This is a genomic window from Aquirufa esocilacus (assembly GCF_042715595.1).
GTDB lineage: Bacteria > Bacteroidota > Bacteroidia > Cytophagales > Spirosomataceae > Aquirufa > Aquirufa esocilacus.
On the sequence record NZ_JBBKXX010000003.1, the window covers coordinates 71,150 to 86,652 of the forward strand.

At 41.8% G+C, this 15,503-nt stretch carries 15 protein-coding genes; 7 read left to right on the forward strand and 8 right to left on the reverse strand.

What is annotated here, in order from left to right; genetic code table 11:
• Together SKC37_RS08860 and SKC37_RS08865 are read left to right on the forward strand one after the other, a co-directional pair.
• A complete protein-coding gene (locus tag SKC37_RS08860) occupies positions 1-930 on the forward strand; it encodes a hypothetical protein (protein WP_377981133.1) in 930 nt (309 codons plus the stop codon).
• 72 nt (positions 931-1,002) lie between these two features.
• Positions 1,003-2,901 carry a ComEA family DNA-binding protein gene (locus SKC37_RS08865; RefSeq protein WP_377981134.1) on the forward strand — a complete coding sequence of 633 codons (1,899 nt, stop codon included), beginning with the start codon at positions 1,003-1,005 and terminating at the stop codon, positions 2,899-2,901.
• Here SKC37_RS08865 and kdsA read toward each other — a convergent pair.
• The 3 genes from kdsA to SKC37_RS08880 are packed head-to-tail and all read right to left on the reverse strand — an operon-like array spanning position 2,898 to position 5,443.
• Positions 2,898-3,707, reverse strand: coding sequence for a 3-deoxy-8-phosphooctulonate synthase (kdsA, locus tag SKC37_RS08870; protein WP_377981135.1), 810 nt, complete (start codon positions 3,705-3,707; stop codon positions 2,898-2,900). The genes SKC37_RS08865 and kdsA overlap by 4 nt on opposite strands.
• Before the next feature lies 1 nt (position 3,708).
• Positions 3,709-4,713: a UDP-N-acetylmuramate dehydrogenase gene (murB, locus tag SKC37_RS08875; protein WP_377981136.1), complete on the reverse strand. Its 1,005-nt coding sequence runs from the start codon at positions 4,711-4,713 to the stop codon at positions 3,709-3,711.
• Between the two features lies 1 nt (position 4,714).
• Positions 4,715-5,443, reverse strand: a complete 729-nt coding sequence (locus tag SKC37_RS08880; RefSeq protein WP_377979413.1) for an ABC transporter ATP-binding protein — start codon at positions 5,441-5,443, stop codon at positions 4,715-4,717.
• Positions 5,444-5,506: 63 nt separating this feature from the next.
• Between SKC37_RS08880 and SKC37_RS08885 the strand changes: the two genes are divergently transcribed.
• On the forward strand, positions 5,507-6,409 hold the full coding sequence (locus SKC37_RS08885; protein WP_377981137.1) for a prohibitin family protein: 903 nt from the start codon (positions 5,507-5,509) through the stop codon (positions 6,407-6,409).
• Between the two features lie 18 nt (positions 6,410-6,427).
• On the opposite strand, the gene SKC37_RS08890 is transcribed toward SKC37_RS08885, so the two are convergent.
• Complete coding sequence (locus SKC37_RS08890) at positions 6,428-7,639, reverse strand: bifunctional 3,4-dihydroxy-2-butanone-4-phosphate synthase/GTP cyclohydrolase II (RefSeq protein WP_377981138.1); 1,212 nt, start codon at positions 7,637-7,639, stop codon at positions 6,428-6,430.
• A gap of 69 nt (positions 7,640-7,708) precedes the next feature.
• Between SKC37_RS08890 and SKC37_RS08895 the strand changes: the two genes are divergently transcribed.
• Complete coding sequence (locus SKC37_RS08895; protein WP_377981139.1) at positions 7,709-8,398, forward strand: ABC transporter ATP-binding protein; 690 nt, start codon at positions 7,709-7,711, stop codon at positions 8,396-8,398.
• On the opposite strand, the gene SKC37_RS08900 is transcribed toward SKC37_RS08895, so the two are convergent.
• From SKC37_RS08900 to SKC37_RS08910, 3 genes are read right to left on the reverse strand one after another with little or no spacing between them, the layout of a single operon-like run.
• On the reverse strand, positions 8,379-9,158 hold the full coding sequence (locus SKC37_RS08900; RefSeq protein WP_377981140.1) for an amidohydrolase: 780 nt from the start codon (positions 9,156-9,158) through the stop codon (positions 8,379-8,381). The two genes, SKC37_RS08895 and SKC37_RS08900, sit on opposite strands and share 20 nt — an antisense overlap.
• 12 nt (positions 9,159-9,170) lie before the next feature.
• Complete coding sequence (locus SKC37_RS08905; RefSeq protein WP_377981141.1) at positions 9,171-10,541, reverse strand: DUF4270 family protein; 1,371 nt, start codon at positions 10,539-10,541, stop codon at positions 9,171-9,173.
• Positions 10,492-11,301: a glycogen/starch synthase gene (locus tag SKC37_RS08910; RefSeq protein ID WP_377979407.1), complete on the reverse strand. Its 810-nt coding sequence runs from the start codon at positions 11,299-11,301 to the stop codon at positions 10,492-10,494. Before SKC37_RS08910 ends, SKC37_RS08905 begins: the two co-directional genes overlap by 50 nt.
• A 124-nt stretch (positions 11,302-11,425) precedes the next feature.
• Between SKC37_RS08910 and SKC37_RS08915 the strand changes: the two genes are divergently transcribed.
• Genes SKC37_RS08915 through SKC37_RS08925 form a run of 3 tightly spaced genes read left to right on the forward strand, consistent with a single transcriptional unit; the run spans position 11,426 to position 13,564 of the window.
• A complete protein-coding gene (locus tag SKC37_RS08915; protein ID WP_377981142.1) occupies positions 11,426-12,409 on the forward strand; it encodes a lysylphosphatidylglycerol synthase transmembrane domain-containing protein in 984 nt (327 codons plus the stop codon).
• Positions 12,399-12,878 carry an adenylyltransferase/cytidyltransferase family protein gene (locus SKC37_RS08920; protein ID WP_377981619.1) on the forward strand — a complete coding sequence of 160 codons (480 nt, stop codon included), beginning with the start codon at positions 12,399-12,401 and terminating at the stop codon, positions 12,876-12,878. The genes SKC37_RS08915 and SKC37_RS08920 overlap by 11 nt, the downstream gene beginning before the upstream one ends.
• Positions 12,879-12,883: 5 nt before the next feature.
• A complete protein-coding gene (locus SKC37_RS08925; protein ID WP_377981143.1) occupies positions 12,884-13,564 on the forward strand; it encodes a zinc metallopeptidase in 681 nt (226 codons plus the stop codon).
• Positions 13,565-13,756: 192 nt separating this feature from the next.
• Here the strand turns inward: SKC37_RS08925 and SKC37_RS08930 are convergent, their stop codons facing one another.
• Positions 13,757-15,469 (reverse strand): amino acid permease, encoded by a 1,713-nt coding sequence (locus tag SKC37_RS08930; RefSeq protein WP_377981144.1) that lies wholly within the window; start codon positions 15,467-15,469, stop codon positions 13,757-13,759.
• Positions 15,470-15,503: the final 34 nt, after the last annotated feature.

Genomic DNA, 15,503 nt, shown 5'->3' on the forward strand with positions numbered 1-15,503 from the left:
ATGGCACCTAATATATTCTTGCAATACTGGAATGATTCCCCTGAATCAATCACATTTCAAGAGGTATTAGCCTGGGAGGTTCCTACTCCTATCATAGAATCCATTCAAGCGGATTTGTTAGCTCAGCTAAACTCTGCGCGAGCCCAAGAAAACTTCCCAAATTTCCCCTGGTCTAGTCCACGCTTTTTAGAGAAATGGGAAGGTATTGCTCAAACCTTATTGTACCAAGTTGCATTGCCTGAATTCATTTGGGGCTCCTGGATTGAAAGTCTGGTGGTTCCTATAGAGGATGTGCCACAACCTAGTTTCGCCGATTTATTGAATGCGTATGAAGCACCGGATGCACCCGTAATGGATGAGCTAGAAATGGCGGTGGCAGAAGTTGAGACGGCTGATGCGCCAGCTTTCGAAGCACTTGTGGATACTTTCGATTACCCGGCGGCAGAAACGCCAGCGGAAATGGAGTACCCTGCAGCGGAAACGCCAGCGGAAATGGAGTACCCTGCAGCGGAAACGCCAGCGAAAATGGAGTACCCGGCAGCGGAAACGCCAGCAGAGCCCTTTGACCTATTGAATACCGAAGTCTATTTCGAGGCAACTGAAAGTCTAGAAGATTCCACTGAGGAAGAATATACTCGCTTAAAAGACCTACTGAGTGGTAATTTAGGGTCATTAAAGTCCCAAGTCGAGTCACAAATGACTCAACGCATCGCAGACACCATCAGTCTACATCAACGGATCAAATTCATTCAAGAAATTTTCCGGGGGGATGTGGAGCAATTGGAATCACTTATTCAGTACATCGATGACGAAGCTGAAGCTGAAACATGGGCTAACGAATTGTTACATCGCTACCAAAATTATCGCGTGGCGGAAAACGAGGCCATTTGGGAAGAACTACATCAACTCATCGAACGAAAGTTCAATTAACTGATTTTCATTATCAGCTTTACCCAGTCTTTCTAAGTCAAGTCAACGTAATTTCAAGGAAAAACACTCCCCTTGAAAACGATAATCTTATTGCTTAGTACATTTACTTGTTTCGCCCAAATCTCCCTACAAGAAGAAGAGGAAAAACTATCTAGCTTTGACTATTTTCTAGCAAATCCGCTGAATATCAACTTAGTATCAGAAACCGAATTACAATCCTCCCTCCTATTCAGCCCAGAACAAATTAACTCATTCCTTGCATTTCGCGCGCAAATCGGTGCTTTTCAGTCCATACTTGAACTGCAAACCATTCCAGGCTGGGACCTCGATTTGCTGCGCAGAATACAAGACTATTTAGTTTGTAACCCAATACAACCTAATTGGTGGAAGCCAAACTCGTCTACGCATCAAATACTGTTTAAAACAGATTGGACTGCTGAGACAAAGAAAGGCTTTACAGATCCTGATTTACGTAGTAAAACGCGCTATATGGGCGATCGAACAAACCAAACCCTGCGCTACCGAGGTCAGTTGAATGCCAATCTCCGACTGGGCTTTCTATTACAGAAAGATGCCGGGGAAAAAGACCTAAGTGACTTCAGTAGCGGATTTTTAGAAATTAAGTCAACAGGAATAGTCGAAAAAATCATCTTGGGGGATTTTGTCAATCAGTGGGGACAAGGCCTTGTCCAATCAGGGGGATTCTCCTTAGGTAAAAGTTTCGAAAGCATAAAGGCTACCCAAAAATTCAACTTAGGAGGATTGGCCTATAGCTCTAGCGTGGAATACGGATATTACAGAGGAATAAATACTACGCTAAAAATGACCGAATATGTACGAATACAAGCTTTCTTTTCCTACCGGAATTTGGACGCTACCACCGGAATAGACTCACTAGGAACCCAATACTTACGTTCCAGGGTAGAAGATGGTTTTCATAGGACAAGCTCAGAAATTAGCCACAGAAACGCAATGCAAGAAAAGACCGGCGGCACAAACCTGGTATATTCGCCTTTCAAGATCCCGCTCGTCATTCAATTCAATACGGTACTCACCTCCTGGTCATTGACTAAACCTATTGGAACGGGCTACAAGCAACCTGAATGGTCCGGAAACGAGCTATTAAATTACTCCCTTAGCTTTCAATATCCGCTACGAAATATCCGTTTGGTAGGTGAGTTTGCCTATGCCAGTCATGGTGGTTATGCTATCATTCAATCAGGTGCAACTTCACTTTCCAAGAAACTAGATCTTTCCTACCTTTTTAGAAACTATTCAGCTGGCTATTTTAGCCCTAAGTCTAACGGCCTATCAGAGAACTCCGAGAACCTCAACGAAATGGGTTTATTCCTAGGCGCGGGCTATCAGATAAACAAACGAATGAAACTAAGCTCGTACGTAGACTATTTTCGTTTCCCGGGGCCCAAATACCAGGTCATAGAGCCCAATACTTCAGGATGGGAAGTATTAAGCCGTTTACAGTGGGAGAAAAGGCACATCGCTAGAGGATTCATCCAAGGAAAATGGACTCGAAAAGAAGCAAAAGATCTTCTACAAATCAGTCTTGATGGACACTATGTAATCCAAAAATCATGGGATTTCCATATCCGTGCCATGGCCTCTAAGTTAGGCTCAGAGTTTGGGTACCTACTTTTGCAAGATATCAAATGGGATCAGGGAAAATGGAGTTGGCAGAGTAGAGTCGCTTATATGAATACCCCCAGCTACGATACCCGAAATTACGCTTATGAACCTGGGGTGCCGTATTCTTTCCTACTCCCAGCCTACGCGGGTAAAGCCTTCAAAACCATGCTAGTGATATCTTACCAATGGAATAGAGAAATGTCTATTGCGGCTAAATGGGCCCGTATTCAATACCAAGATCGAACAGAAATTGGATCGGGATTAGATGCCATTGATGGCCAAACTAAAACGGATATTACCCTACAAATTAGCTATAAAATGCATTAAACAATGGCCTCGCGAACACGCAATAGCTTTTCTAGAAGTCCCTCGAGTTGATCTAATGGTAGCATATTCGCACCATCTGATTTAGCCACAGCCGGATTCGGATGTGTTTCGATGAAAATACCATCTGCTCCTACCGCAATAGCAGCTTTAGCGATGGTTTCGATAAGTGCTGGCTGTCCACCTGTTACACCCGTGGTTTGATTAGGACGTTGTAAAGAGTGCGTACAATCCATGATAACAGGAACATTCATGGCAGACATCTCAGGAAGATTACGGTAATCCACCACTAAATCACCATATCCAAACGAATTACCTCGATCCGTTAAGTACACTACTGCTTCGGGATTTTCATGCAAAACCTTTTCTACCGCAAATCGCATCGAGGCACCTGACATGAACTGACCTTTTTTGATATTCACGGCTTTGCCTGTTTGGGCAGCAGCTGCTAATAAATCAGTTTGACGGCAAAGGAAAGCGGGAATTTGCAAAACATCGACATAAGCCGCTGCCATAGCTGCTTCTGCACTTTCGTGAATATCTGTCACCGTAGGTAGGGAATAATGTTTACCTACCGCTTGTAGAATCTCCAATGCCTTTATATCACCAATACCGGTAAAAGAATCGATTTTGGTACGATTAGCTTTACGGTACGAACCTTTAAAAATATAGGGAATACCCATCGACTTTGTAATTCCATCGATTTTTTCCGCAATCTCAAAAGCTAAATCATTGCTTTCTATCGCACAAGATCCTGCCATCAAAAAGAAGGGGCCTTTGCCTAAATTATCTAAAGTCGGTAATGTCATATTATAAAATATTTACTTCGGTCTCTAATGATACACCGAAAGTGTCTTTAATTGATTTCTTTATTTCTTCTGACAGGGCCAAAATCTCCCCGCCAGTCGCCTCACCATAATTCACTAATACCAAAGCTTGTTTGGCGTGTACTCCCGCATCCCCTTTACGGTAGCCTTTCCAACCCGCTTTTTCAATAAACCAACCCGCCGGAAACTTAACGTCTGTACTTCCGTCTACCGGATAATTCGGAATGCCTGGATAGGCAGAAATAAGTCTAGCAGCTTCAGAGGCAGAAACAGTAGGGTTTTTGAAGAAGCTCCCAGAATTACCAATTTCTTTCGGATCTGGCAATTTACTTCTGCGAATTTCAATCACTGCATCGGCCACCTCCCGTATAGAGGGCTGCGTTATACCTTTGGTAGCTAGAACTTCCTGAATTGCGCCATAGGAGGTTTTAACCGAAGCTTGCTTCGATAACTTAAACGTTACAGAACTAATTAAATATTGGCCTTTCCCCGCACGCTTAAAAAAGCTTTCACGGTAGCCGAAATCGCAGGCTTTGGCATCAAAAACCTCCACTTCTAACGTTTCTAAATTCAACGCCTCCAACGAGGCAAACGTATCTTTAATTTCCGCGCCATAAGCTCCAATATTTTGCATCGGAGCCGCACCCACGGTACCTGGAATCAGGGATAAGTTCTCTAATCCAGACCAGCCTTGGTTCACAGAATACTGTACAAATTCATCCCAAACCACCCCGGCACCACCTTTCAACCACACAAAATCAGCATCCTCGTTTAATAACGTAATGCCTGGAATGGAAATTTTAACCACAAGAGCCTCTTGCGCTTTGGTCAATAACACATTACTTCCTCCTCCTAGAAAAAGATGGGGCAAATGCGCATATTCACCAGATTTACGAAGAGAAATGTATTGATCAATCGAACTAATCTCTACGAATTGACTAGCTTCCGCCTCAATCCCAAACGTATTATAAGCACGTAGAGAGTACATATTAAAATAATTTAGTAGATAAAAACTCCTCTAAAGCAGGCACGCCTGAATGGTGAAATGTCTCCGAATTCCCCTCCCAAATCTTCTTTCCCTCTTTCAAGAAAATGATCGATTCTCCCATCCGCATCACCGAATTCATATCGTGCGATATGACAACCGTGGTCATGTTGTATTCCTGCGTAATTTCCTGGATTAAATAATCAATTTTCACTGCCGTTAATGGATCTAATCCTGAATTAGGCTCATCACAGAACAAATATTTCGGATTCATGACAATGGCACGCGCAATACCTACCCGTTTTTTCATCCCACCAGAAATTTCTGAAGGCATTAAAAGCGCCGCATTTTCCAAACCCACGCGTTGCAAGCAAAGCATCGCCTGCGCGTTTTTCTCTTCGAGCGTTTGGGAAGTAAGGGTATCAAGTGGGAAACGAACGTTTTCTAGAACAGATTTGGAATCAAAAAGGGCTCCTCCTTGAAAAAGAACGCCCATTTCGCGGCGAATTTCCTTTACCACATCCTGATGTGCCGTTAAAAAATCACGACCGTCATACAATACTTTTCCCTTTTCAGGCACTAAAATCCCGATCATGCATTTTAGCAGCACAGATTTACCTGTACCACTACCCCCGATCACCATATTCGTCTTTCCAGGTTGGAAATTCGCACTAATGTCATCGAGCACCACACGACCGTTAAAAGATTTAGATAAACCCTTGATTTCAATCATATTCAAAATTAGGGATTATTGAATACTTTATGATAAATTTGATGACATTTAAATCAAAAAACTATGTTTTTCATCTTCCTAGGTATCTTGTTGTTTATCGGCGCAAACACGATTAGTCCGAATTTAGTATTCTACAAATATGCGACAACTTTAAAAGTCGTAGGTGCCGCATTCGCCATCCTTGGACTAACCAGTTCAGCCGTTGTACAAGTAGACGCGGGTGAAGTAGGAGTCCAAAGTGTCTTCGGAAAAGTACAAACTTCCACCTTAAATAGTGGCTTAAACTTCGTTAACCCCTTAGCTAAAGTGGTCGTTTTCGATGCTAAAACACAAAACTACACCATGTCCAGCGTCCATGATGAGGGCGACAAAGAAGGAGATGATGCCATTCGCGTATTAACGGCAGATGGTCTTGAAGTGGTTGTTGACCTGACCGTCCTTTTTCGCATTATTCCATCAGAAGCACCACGCGTTTTACGGGAGATTGGAGAGGATTATAAAGACAAAGTAGTTCGTCCTATTACGCGTACGATGATCCGCGATAATGCGGTTTATTACGATGCAGTAGCCCTTTACTCTTTGAAGCGCAATGAATTCCAACAACGTATCTACACAGATATTGAGAAGAACTTCAAGAAAAGAGGCTTAGTATTAGAGCAATTGTTGATTCGCAACATCAACCTTCCTACTTCTGTAAAGACCACCATTGAATCAAAAATCAATGCCGAACAAGATGCGCAAAAAATGCAGTTCGTGTTACAGAAAGAGAAGCAAGAAGCAGAGAGAAAACGGGTTGAGGCGCAAGGTATCGCAGATTACCAGAAAATTTTATCTACGGGCCTAAGCGATAAGCAATTACAATATGAATCGATTATTGCCCAAAAAGAATTAGCAAAATCCCCTAACGCTAAAGTGATTATTATGGGTGGAGGCAAAAGCACCCCCATTATTTTAGGGAATCAATAAAATTAACGGCGCGCGATTCTAACGAATCGCGTGCCCCATTTTATCTCTTTTCGTTTCTAAGTATTTCTTGTTGTGTGGGTTAGCGGGAATCTCAATCCCGATAGAATCTACTATTTCTAATCCATAGCCCATTAGGCCAGCTCTTTTCTTCGGATTATTGGAGATCAACCGAATTTTGTGAATGCCTAAATCGCGTAATATTTGGGCTCCTACACCATAATCACGCTCATCCATAGCAAAGCCTAATTCTAAATTCGCTTCTACCGTATCCCGGCCTTGCTCTTGCAATTTATACGCTTTCAACTTATTGATTAGACCGATTCCGCGGCCTTCTTGGAACATATATAAAATCACACCTTTCCCCTCTTTCTCTACCATTTCCATCGCGGCGTGTAATTGTTCTCCACAATCACAGCGACAGGAACCAAAAATATCTCCTGTCACACAAGAGCTGTGAACACGTACCATCACCGGTTCGTTTTTCTCCCAACTTCCCTTGATCAAGGCTAAATGAGTATCACCCGTATTGATCTGCTTAAAGGCCACTAATTCAAAAGAACCCCATTCTGTGGGCATATTCACGCCTATTTCTCTTTTTATGAGGGATTCCTTTGCCAAACGGTATTCAATCAAATCCTTAATTGTTACTAATTTCAGATCAAATTTGTCAGCAATGACACGTAAGTCCGGTAAACGCGCCATACTACCATCCTCATTCAGAATTTCAATCAATACACCCGAGGGTTTAAAGCCCGCTAATCGTGCGAAATCCATCGAAGCCTCGGTATGACCAGTTCGACGTAAAACGCCTTCTGAACGCGATTTTAAAGGAAAAATATGGCCCGGCCTTCCTAAGTCAGTCGGCTGAGTAGCGGGATCCACTAGCGCTTGTATGGTTTTGGCCCGATCTTGTGCTGAAATACCCGTGGTGCAACCATTGCCTAACAAATCCACTGATACCGTAAAAGGCGTTTCGTGGGAGGTAGTATTCTGGTTTACCATCATCTCTAAACCCAAGGCTTGGCAACGCTCATCTGTCAAAGATACACACATCAAACCGCGCGCCTCCTTAATCATAAAATTGACGATTTCAGGCGTAATCGCTTCTGAGGCACAGATCATATCGCCCTCGTTCTCTCGATCTTCATCGTCAGCGACTATAATTATTTTTCCTTGGCGAATATCTTCCAAGGCGTCTTCGATACGATCTAAGCGAATTTTATCTAGCATTTTGTAGGCATTTGAATCAGAAACACAAAGTTACACGAAATAATTCCCTTTTTAACTACCTTTGTCATTATGTTCATCGAGGCCAAAAATCTTTCTAAAAACTACGGAAAACAATCAGCCGTCCAAGACCTGAACTTTCATTTAGGTGAGGGCGAAATCGTTGGCTTTCTTGGACCCAATGGCGCAGGGAAATCGACCACATTAAAAATGCTTTTGGGACTAATTTCTCCTTCTGCTGGGACTGTTCTAATCGATGGCAAAGACCCTCAAGAACAAAATATTCAACTCAAAAAACAAATTGGCTATTTAGCAGAGAACAACCCACTCTATCCGGAGATGTATGTACGTGAGTTTTTAGCCTTTATCGGAAATATCCACCAGCTGAAAAATCTTGATCGCCGAATTCAAGATGTCATCGAATGGGTGGGCCTACAAAAAGAAGCACATAAGAAAATCCAAGAGCTTTCGAAAGGTTTCCAGCAGCGGGTGGGTATCGCCATGGCCATTTTGCACGATCCCCAAATTTTAATTCTAGACGAACCTACAAGTGGCTTGGATCCGAATCAACGGGATGAAATCAGAAACTTAATTAAAAGTCTTCAAAAAGATCGAATCATTTTATTTTCTAGCCATATACTTTCAGAAGTAGAAGCTATTTGCGATCGCGTTTTGCTTATCAACCAAGGGAAACTGGTCAGCGATAGCCCTATGAAAGAAATTAAAGATTTGGAAAAATTCTTTAAAGAGAAGACAAACTAAAGGAATCTGCATCAAGATGTGCAGGGAATTTGGCCCTAAATTCATCCAATGCCTCACGAGATAATTCACTAGTCAAGATTTGCTCCTGCGCTTGTAAATCAAGCTGTAATCCGCCTTTGAAATCCACTAATAAGGAATCTCCAGCGTAGGATAAATCATTGGCATCCATTCCAACTCGATTCACCCCCACCACATAAGATAGATTTTCAATCGCTCTTGCCTGCAATAAGGTTCGCCAAGCATTCGCACGAGGAACCGGCCAATTCGCTACATAAAGAGCTACATCATATACCATCCCCGCATTACGAGACCATACCGGAAAGCGAAGATCATAGCATATATATAAAGCTAAATTCCAACCCATGTAAGAGACAATTACCTGCTCATCACCTGACTGATAGAACTCGTGTTCGCCCCCCATACGAAACAGATGACGTTTATCGTAGGCAGAATAGGTACCATCAGGATAGACAGCATAAAGTCGATTATAGAAACAATTCTGTTGTTTTACTTTGAGGGAACCAATGACTAAAGCTCCTAAGCGATTCGCTTGAATCTGCATCCATTGAAGTGCAGGACCTCTGCCTATTTCTGCGCCTGCAGGCGACATAGAAAAACCAGTTGCAAACATTTCAGGCAATACGACTACGTCAGTTAGGCCAGCTAATGCCGCGATTTTTTCCTCTAATTGAGCACAATTAGCTGACGGATCTTCCCAAACTAAATCGGTTTGAACTATGCTTAGTCGTAAATTCGTCATGATTGCCGGAGTTTATTTGGCAATATAGGAATAATAGATTTTCAAACGAGCTTTCATAGCTTGCAATGGAACAAATCGCGCACTTTCATTAATGATTCTCGTATTCCCAGCCGAGTTCGAAGTCAATGCCGGAGTAATTAACCAACCACTATTCGCTTGTTTTCCTACTAAGATCGATTGAATCGCTGTCGTCACATTGAATGTATAGGTCTTTGCACCTGGATCGATCGCAGAGGTCAACACACTCGAACCACCCTCAGAAAGCAAATATTTTAGACCATAACTATTTCGAAGCGTGCGATTAGTAGCATTTGTTTCAACGATTGATAATTGACCAATCGTTTGCTGCAAATCAACATTATCAGCTGCTGTTAGCACCAATTCCGCTTTATTAACCGCTACATTTCGATTACCTTTCAAGCTCTGCAAGTATGGAAATTCCACCTTAGTAGCTACGCCGGTTCCAGCTTGAATATAGGTCAATCCACCAGTTGCTGTGGAGGAAACGATATTGCCTGGATTTTGGAGAGCTGCTAAAGCCCCTGATTTAGTTGACTTAATTTGATTAAATCGAGCTAATAATTCAGGATACAGCGCATTAGAAAGACTGAAATAATAATCCATATTGTACTTAGTTGTATCCCCCGGATTATGGTAATACAAAGTCATGCGAGAGTAACCCGGATTAAAGCCTATTAAAGCACCAGCTGAAGACGTATTTGCCTTGAATAACAATCCAGGGAAAAAATCTCTAAAGCCCTTACCACCAGCAGCAACCGTTGTTTCCGCATATTTACTCAACAATTCGCGACCAAAGGAATCTGACATCCGAAACCGTAAAGTATCGTAGCGTATAGAATCTCCATTCATGGCCTTCATTCGAATTGGTCTTGGAGCAAAAGTGTGTCTACCTAAAATAGCGCCATCCGTACGAATAGACGAACTTGCAAAATAATCTGTACCCCTACTTAAACTATCTAATAAACGATAAACACTCAAGGTTTGCGTTTTAGTCGTATCGCCTTGATACCCAGCATAGGCTAAACGCATCGTCAGCGAATCAAATACAGAGGTAGATTTAGCGAAAAGTGTATCGATACTAGATACTTGGGTATACACAGCAGATTCAGCCAAACCCAATACAGGATGATTGTATGTACCCACTAAAAAAGTGCTTGGGGATCCCGTATATATGGAATCGATAAGAACTGTCGATGACTTAACTGTCAGCGTATCCGTATAATTCAATCCCACCTCCACACTAAACAAATCGTCGCCGATTTCTTTAGGTGTATCACAGGATGCAAGGAATAAGGAAAGAATTCCTACCCATTTAATTGCCGGACATTTCCAAGTACGTTTTTTCGAAGAAATCGAGGTCATTGTCGGCAATGTTTTGAGAGGTTTTATGTTGATATTCATCAATAATCGATTGGATACGGCTATTATCCGCATTTTCTAAAGAAACTATTTTGTCTGCATACTCCGCACCTATCTTGATAAATGCTTCGTAATTTCCTCCAGCTAAGCTACCTAAATGAGCTTCGTCTAAATCTCCGATCTTCACTTTTTCGATCAAATCGTCTGATTCAAACGTGAAATCAAATGCTGAATTGTGTGGAGAGAAAATAGTTTTCGAATCCTTGTAGATCGGGTGATTTTGGTAATGTGTCGAAATATACAAAGGCACTAAACTAGACATCCAGTCATTACAGTGAATGACATCAGGAGCCCAACCTAACTTCACAACCGTCTCTAACGCTCCTTTGCAGAAGAAAATAGCACGTTCGTGATTATCTGGGTAAAATGCACCTTCTTTATCAGTTAACACATATTTACGTTGGTAATAATCTTCGTTATCGATGAAATATACTTGTAATTTCGCAGCCGGAATACTCGCTACTTTAATGGTCAAAGGCTTTTCTTCCTCACCCATTGGAATGGTAATACCTGAAAGACGAACCACTTCGTGCAATCGGTTTTTACGCTCATTGATCGAACCGAATCGGGGCACTAAAATTCTAATTTCCATCCCTCTCTCCTGCATAGCTGTAGGAAGAGCGCGAACGAAATCAGCAATTTTTGACGTGTTTTGAAAAGGATCTACCTCACTTGAAACGTAAAGAATACGTAATTTGGCCATTCTAAATTGATTACTAGGGGAAAATTACCCCAAAAAACATTACAAAAATACAAAAAAATAATCGGATTATCACCATCATTATACAATGAAAGGTCTTTAATTTGCCATCTGATTAAACAACCAAATGCTAAAATCGATTCTAAAATACCTTATATCCAGTTTATTGGCACTAGTCTTGCTGTCATGGGCTTTTTCTACCAGTCATCTTCATTGGAGAGACCTACTTTTAACTTTTTTTAAAGCTGACTATAATTGGGTGACCGTCTCGATAGTAATCGCTATTATTTCCCATCTACTTCGAGCCTTACGGTGGGAGCAATTATTGGGGGCTATGAAGTATCAACCGGGAACGGTGAGGACTTTTTCGGCAGTTTTAATAGGTTATTTTGCTAATTTTCTCGTACCTCGTCTAGGCGAAGTTTCGCGCTGTGGGTCTTTGAAAAAGACGGCTGATATCCCATTTGAAGAGTCATTTGGCACCGTTATAACAGAAAGGATTGTGGACTTATTGAGTCTGGTTGTATTAGTCGGGATCACCTTTATATTCGAGTGGAAACCTTTGCAAGAGAGCTTATTTCCCACCTTGCATTTACCATCGGGCACCCTAATTATCACTGCCTCTGTGCTGGGTTTATTGGGATTAGGGATTTTATGGAAGTTTAAGGATTTTCTACAAAAAGTAGGTAAGGAATCGAAAGTGGGGAAAATGATTCTGGGCTGGGTCGCTGGCATTGGGAGTATTCGCCACTTGGATCAACCTGGAAAATTCATCGGCTATAGTGCAGGTATTTGGTTGTGCTATTATTTAAGCACTTACACCTTATTTCTCGCATTCCCAATGAGTGAAAACCTGGGGATGAGTGCCGCATTGACTGTTTTAGTGATGGGGACTTTTGGGATGGCAACACCTACCCAGGGCGGAATCGGTGCTTACCACAGTTTAGTGGCATCCGCTTTTGTATTCTATTCACTCGCTTACAAAGACGGCTTCATGCTGGCTACCTTTTTCCACGGAACTCAAATGATTACCCTGTTGTTATTGGGTGGAATTAGTTTTATTTTAACCTTATTTTTACCCAAAATCAACTCACGTGTCGATCAGAACTGAACATAAAATTGTCACTTTATCGGAAGGAATTGAAATTCGAAAACAATGGAAAGCGAACGGAGATAAAGTCGTTTTCACAAATGGATGCTTCGATATTTTACATTTGGGCCACGTGGATTATTTAGAAAAATCCAGCGAATTTGGCACCCAAATGATCGTTGCTATTAACTCAGACGCCTCTGTACGCACCTTAGAGAAAGGAGTCGAGAGACCTGTTAATGCTGAATATGCTAGAGCTCGATTGATTGCCGCTTTGGGATTTGTATCGATGGTTATTATTTTCGGGGAGCCAACCCCGTTGGAATTGATTCAATCACTCCGTCCGGACGTGCTTGTTAAAGGTGACGATTATACGATTGAAACAATTGTGGGGGCCAAAGAAGTGATAGCAGCCGGCGGCGAAGTAAAAACCATTGGGCTAGTTCCTAATTATTCCACTACTAAAATCATTCAAAAACTTAAACAATAAAAACCATGTATATCCTTCTCATTATTTTCGGTATTGCGAGTATGCTTATCTCTTGGCGACTTAAATCGAAGTTCAAAACCTATTCCCAAACCCCTTTACAGAGTAATTTGTCTGGACAGGAAATTGCGGAGCAAATGCTGGCTGACCACGGAATCACGGATGTTCGCGTTATCTCTGTAGAAGGACAATTAACTGACCACTACAATCCGGCCGATAAGACCGTTAATTTAAGTAATGATGTGTTCCACGGTCGCCATGCGGCAGCAGCAGCAGTAGCCGCCCACGAATGCGGCCACGCGGTTCAACACGCCAGAGCTTATTCGTTCTTACAATTCCGTAGTGCTATGGTTCCTATGCTAAACGTTGCGAATGGCTTCATGCCTATTTTATTGATGGCCGGAATGTTTGCGCTTTATTCAACAGGAAACACCACCTTATTATCCATTGGTGTTGCCCTTTTCGCTTTGGCAACTTTATTCAGTTTTATTACGTTACCCGTTGAATTCGATGCCTCGAATAGAGCGTTGAATTGGATCAAAGAAAAAGGAATAGTTAATCCTACAGAGTATGCGATGTCAAAAGATGCACTTTGGTGGGCAGCTATGACCTATGTCGTTGCTGCGCTAGGTATGTTAGCGCAGTTGCTGTATTATTTGAATTTGTTGGGTGGGAGAAGAAATGACTAGCGTCATTTCTTAAATCACAAAGAATAAAGCACTACTTTAAAGCATAAAGAATAAAGCACAAAGAATAAAGAAGGTTGTTGCTTCGCAACGATCTATGAAATGTATTTTTCTGAAACATAAAAATAGGGCTGAAAATTCAGCCCTATTTTTATTCCAACTTTATACTTTATTCTTTGTGCTTTATGCTTTGAACTATACGTTCAACTTCGACTTCCTATAACTATACCCAAAATAGATAACAACCCCCGCCAAGCACCAGTACATAAAGCGCTCCCAATTAGTTGCACCCATTTGAGTCATCAAATACAGGTTGACCAATAATCCCAAGACAGGAATTAATGACAATTTCTTGGTTACACTAAAAAAGGCCATCATAGCCCAAATGATGAAGAACCCGAACATAATAAAATGATCTGCCTTAGCTTCTCCAGAATACAATCCTTGTAACCATTCACTTAGATTTACGCCCGAATAAGAAATCAGACCAAGTGCCAAAATCAGCGATAGACCTACCCAATAACTAGCATTGATGTAGGGAATTTTGAATTTAGATTTCTTTTGATTTTCTGGATCTAGATCTAACACTAATACTCCACCACAGACTAATACAAAGGCAAATAACGTTCCAATAGAGCTTAAATTAATCACCTCTTCCAAGTTTGCGAACAAGGCGGGAACACCTACTAAAACGCCCGTCATAATGGTCGAGAACGAAGGAGTACGGTATTTGGGGTGAATGCGTGAGAACGCTTTTGGCAATAAACCATCACGCGACATCGTCATCCAAATACGGGGCTGACCTAATTGATAGACCAAAAGCGCAGAGGTTAAGGCAATCACTGCACTAGCTGCTACAATTCCAGCCACGCCGTGTAAGCCTACTCGTACAAACATAAAGGCCAATGGATCCTCAATTCCAGCTAAATTTTCAGATGGCACAATACCCGTTAAAACTAAGGTGACTAATACATAAAGTACTGTACAGATGATTAAGGCATACATCATTGCTTTGGGAATATCCCGCTGCGGATTCTTGCACTCTTCTGCGGTGGTGGAAATCGAATCAAACCCGATATAGGCAAAACAAACAGCCGCCACACTCTTCAATACCCCTGAAATTCCATTAGGCGCAAAAGGCGTCCAGTTATCTACCTGCACATAAAAAGCACCCACTCCCACTACGATCATAATAACCAATAGCTTCAATATCACGAGGATATTGTTCGTATTTTTTGACTCTTTAATTCCAATATATACCAAATAGGTAATCGCTACCGTGATCAAGAGCGCCGGAATATTAGCCACAAAATGCCAACCAAAAATAGTAGGAGCTGATTGATAGGCCGTAAAACCCTCACGTAGGTTAACAGATAAAGCTTCAAATTTCTCGCCACTAGCTAGTGCGGAGGAGGTTTCGGTGAAGGCTCTTTTGGCAGATAAATAATCCATCGTCATAAACTCTGGCACATGAACTCCTAATCCTTCAAGCAAATCCACAAAGTATTTTGACCACGAAATAGCCACAGCTACGTTCGAAATGGCATATTCTAACAATAAATTCCAGCCTAAAATCCAGGCTACAATCTCTCCCAAACTCGTATAAGCATAGGTATAAGCACTACCAGAAATAGGCACTGTAGCTGCAAAACGCGCATAACAAAAAGCTGTAAACATGCAGGCCATGGCCGTAAACACGAATAACATCGATACCGCTGGACCGCCATTAGCAGAAGCCTGACCGATCGCAGAGAAGATACTTGCGCCGATGATTGCCGCCACACCCATAAAGGTCAAATCGCGGACCCCTAGGTTACGGTCCATAGAGTTGCCCTCTATACTTTCGATTTCTAACTGATCCGAAATAATTTTATCGATGGATTTCTTGCGAAAAAAACTTGACCACATACGGTATTGGATTGTTAATGAAGTGACAAAAATA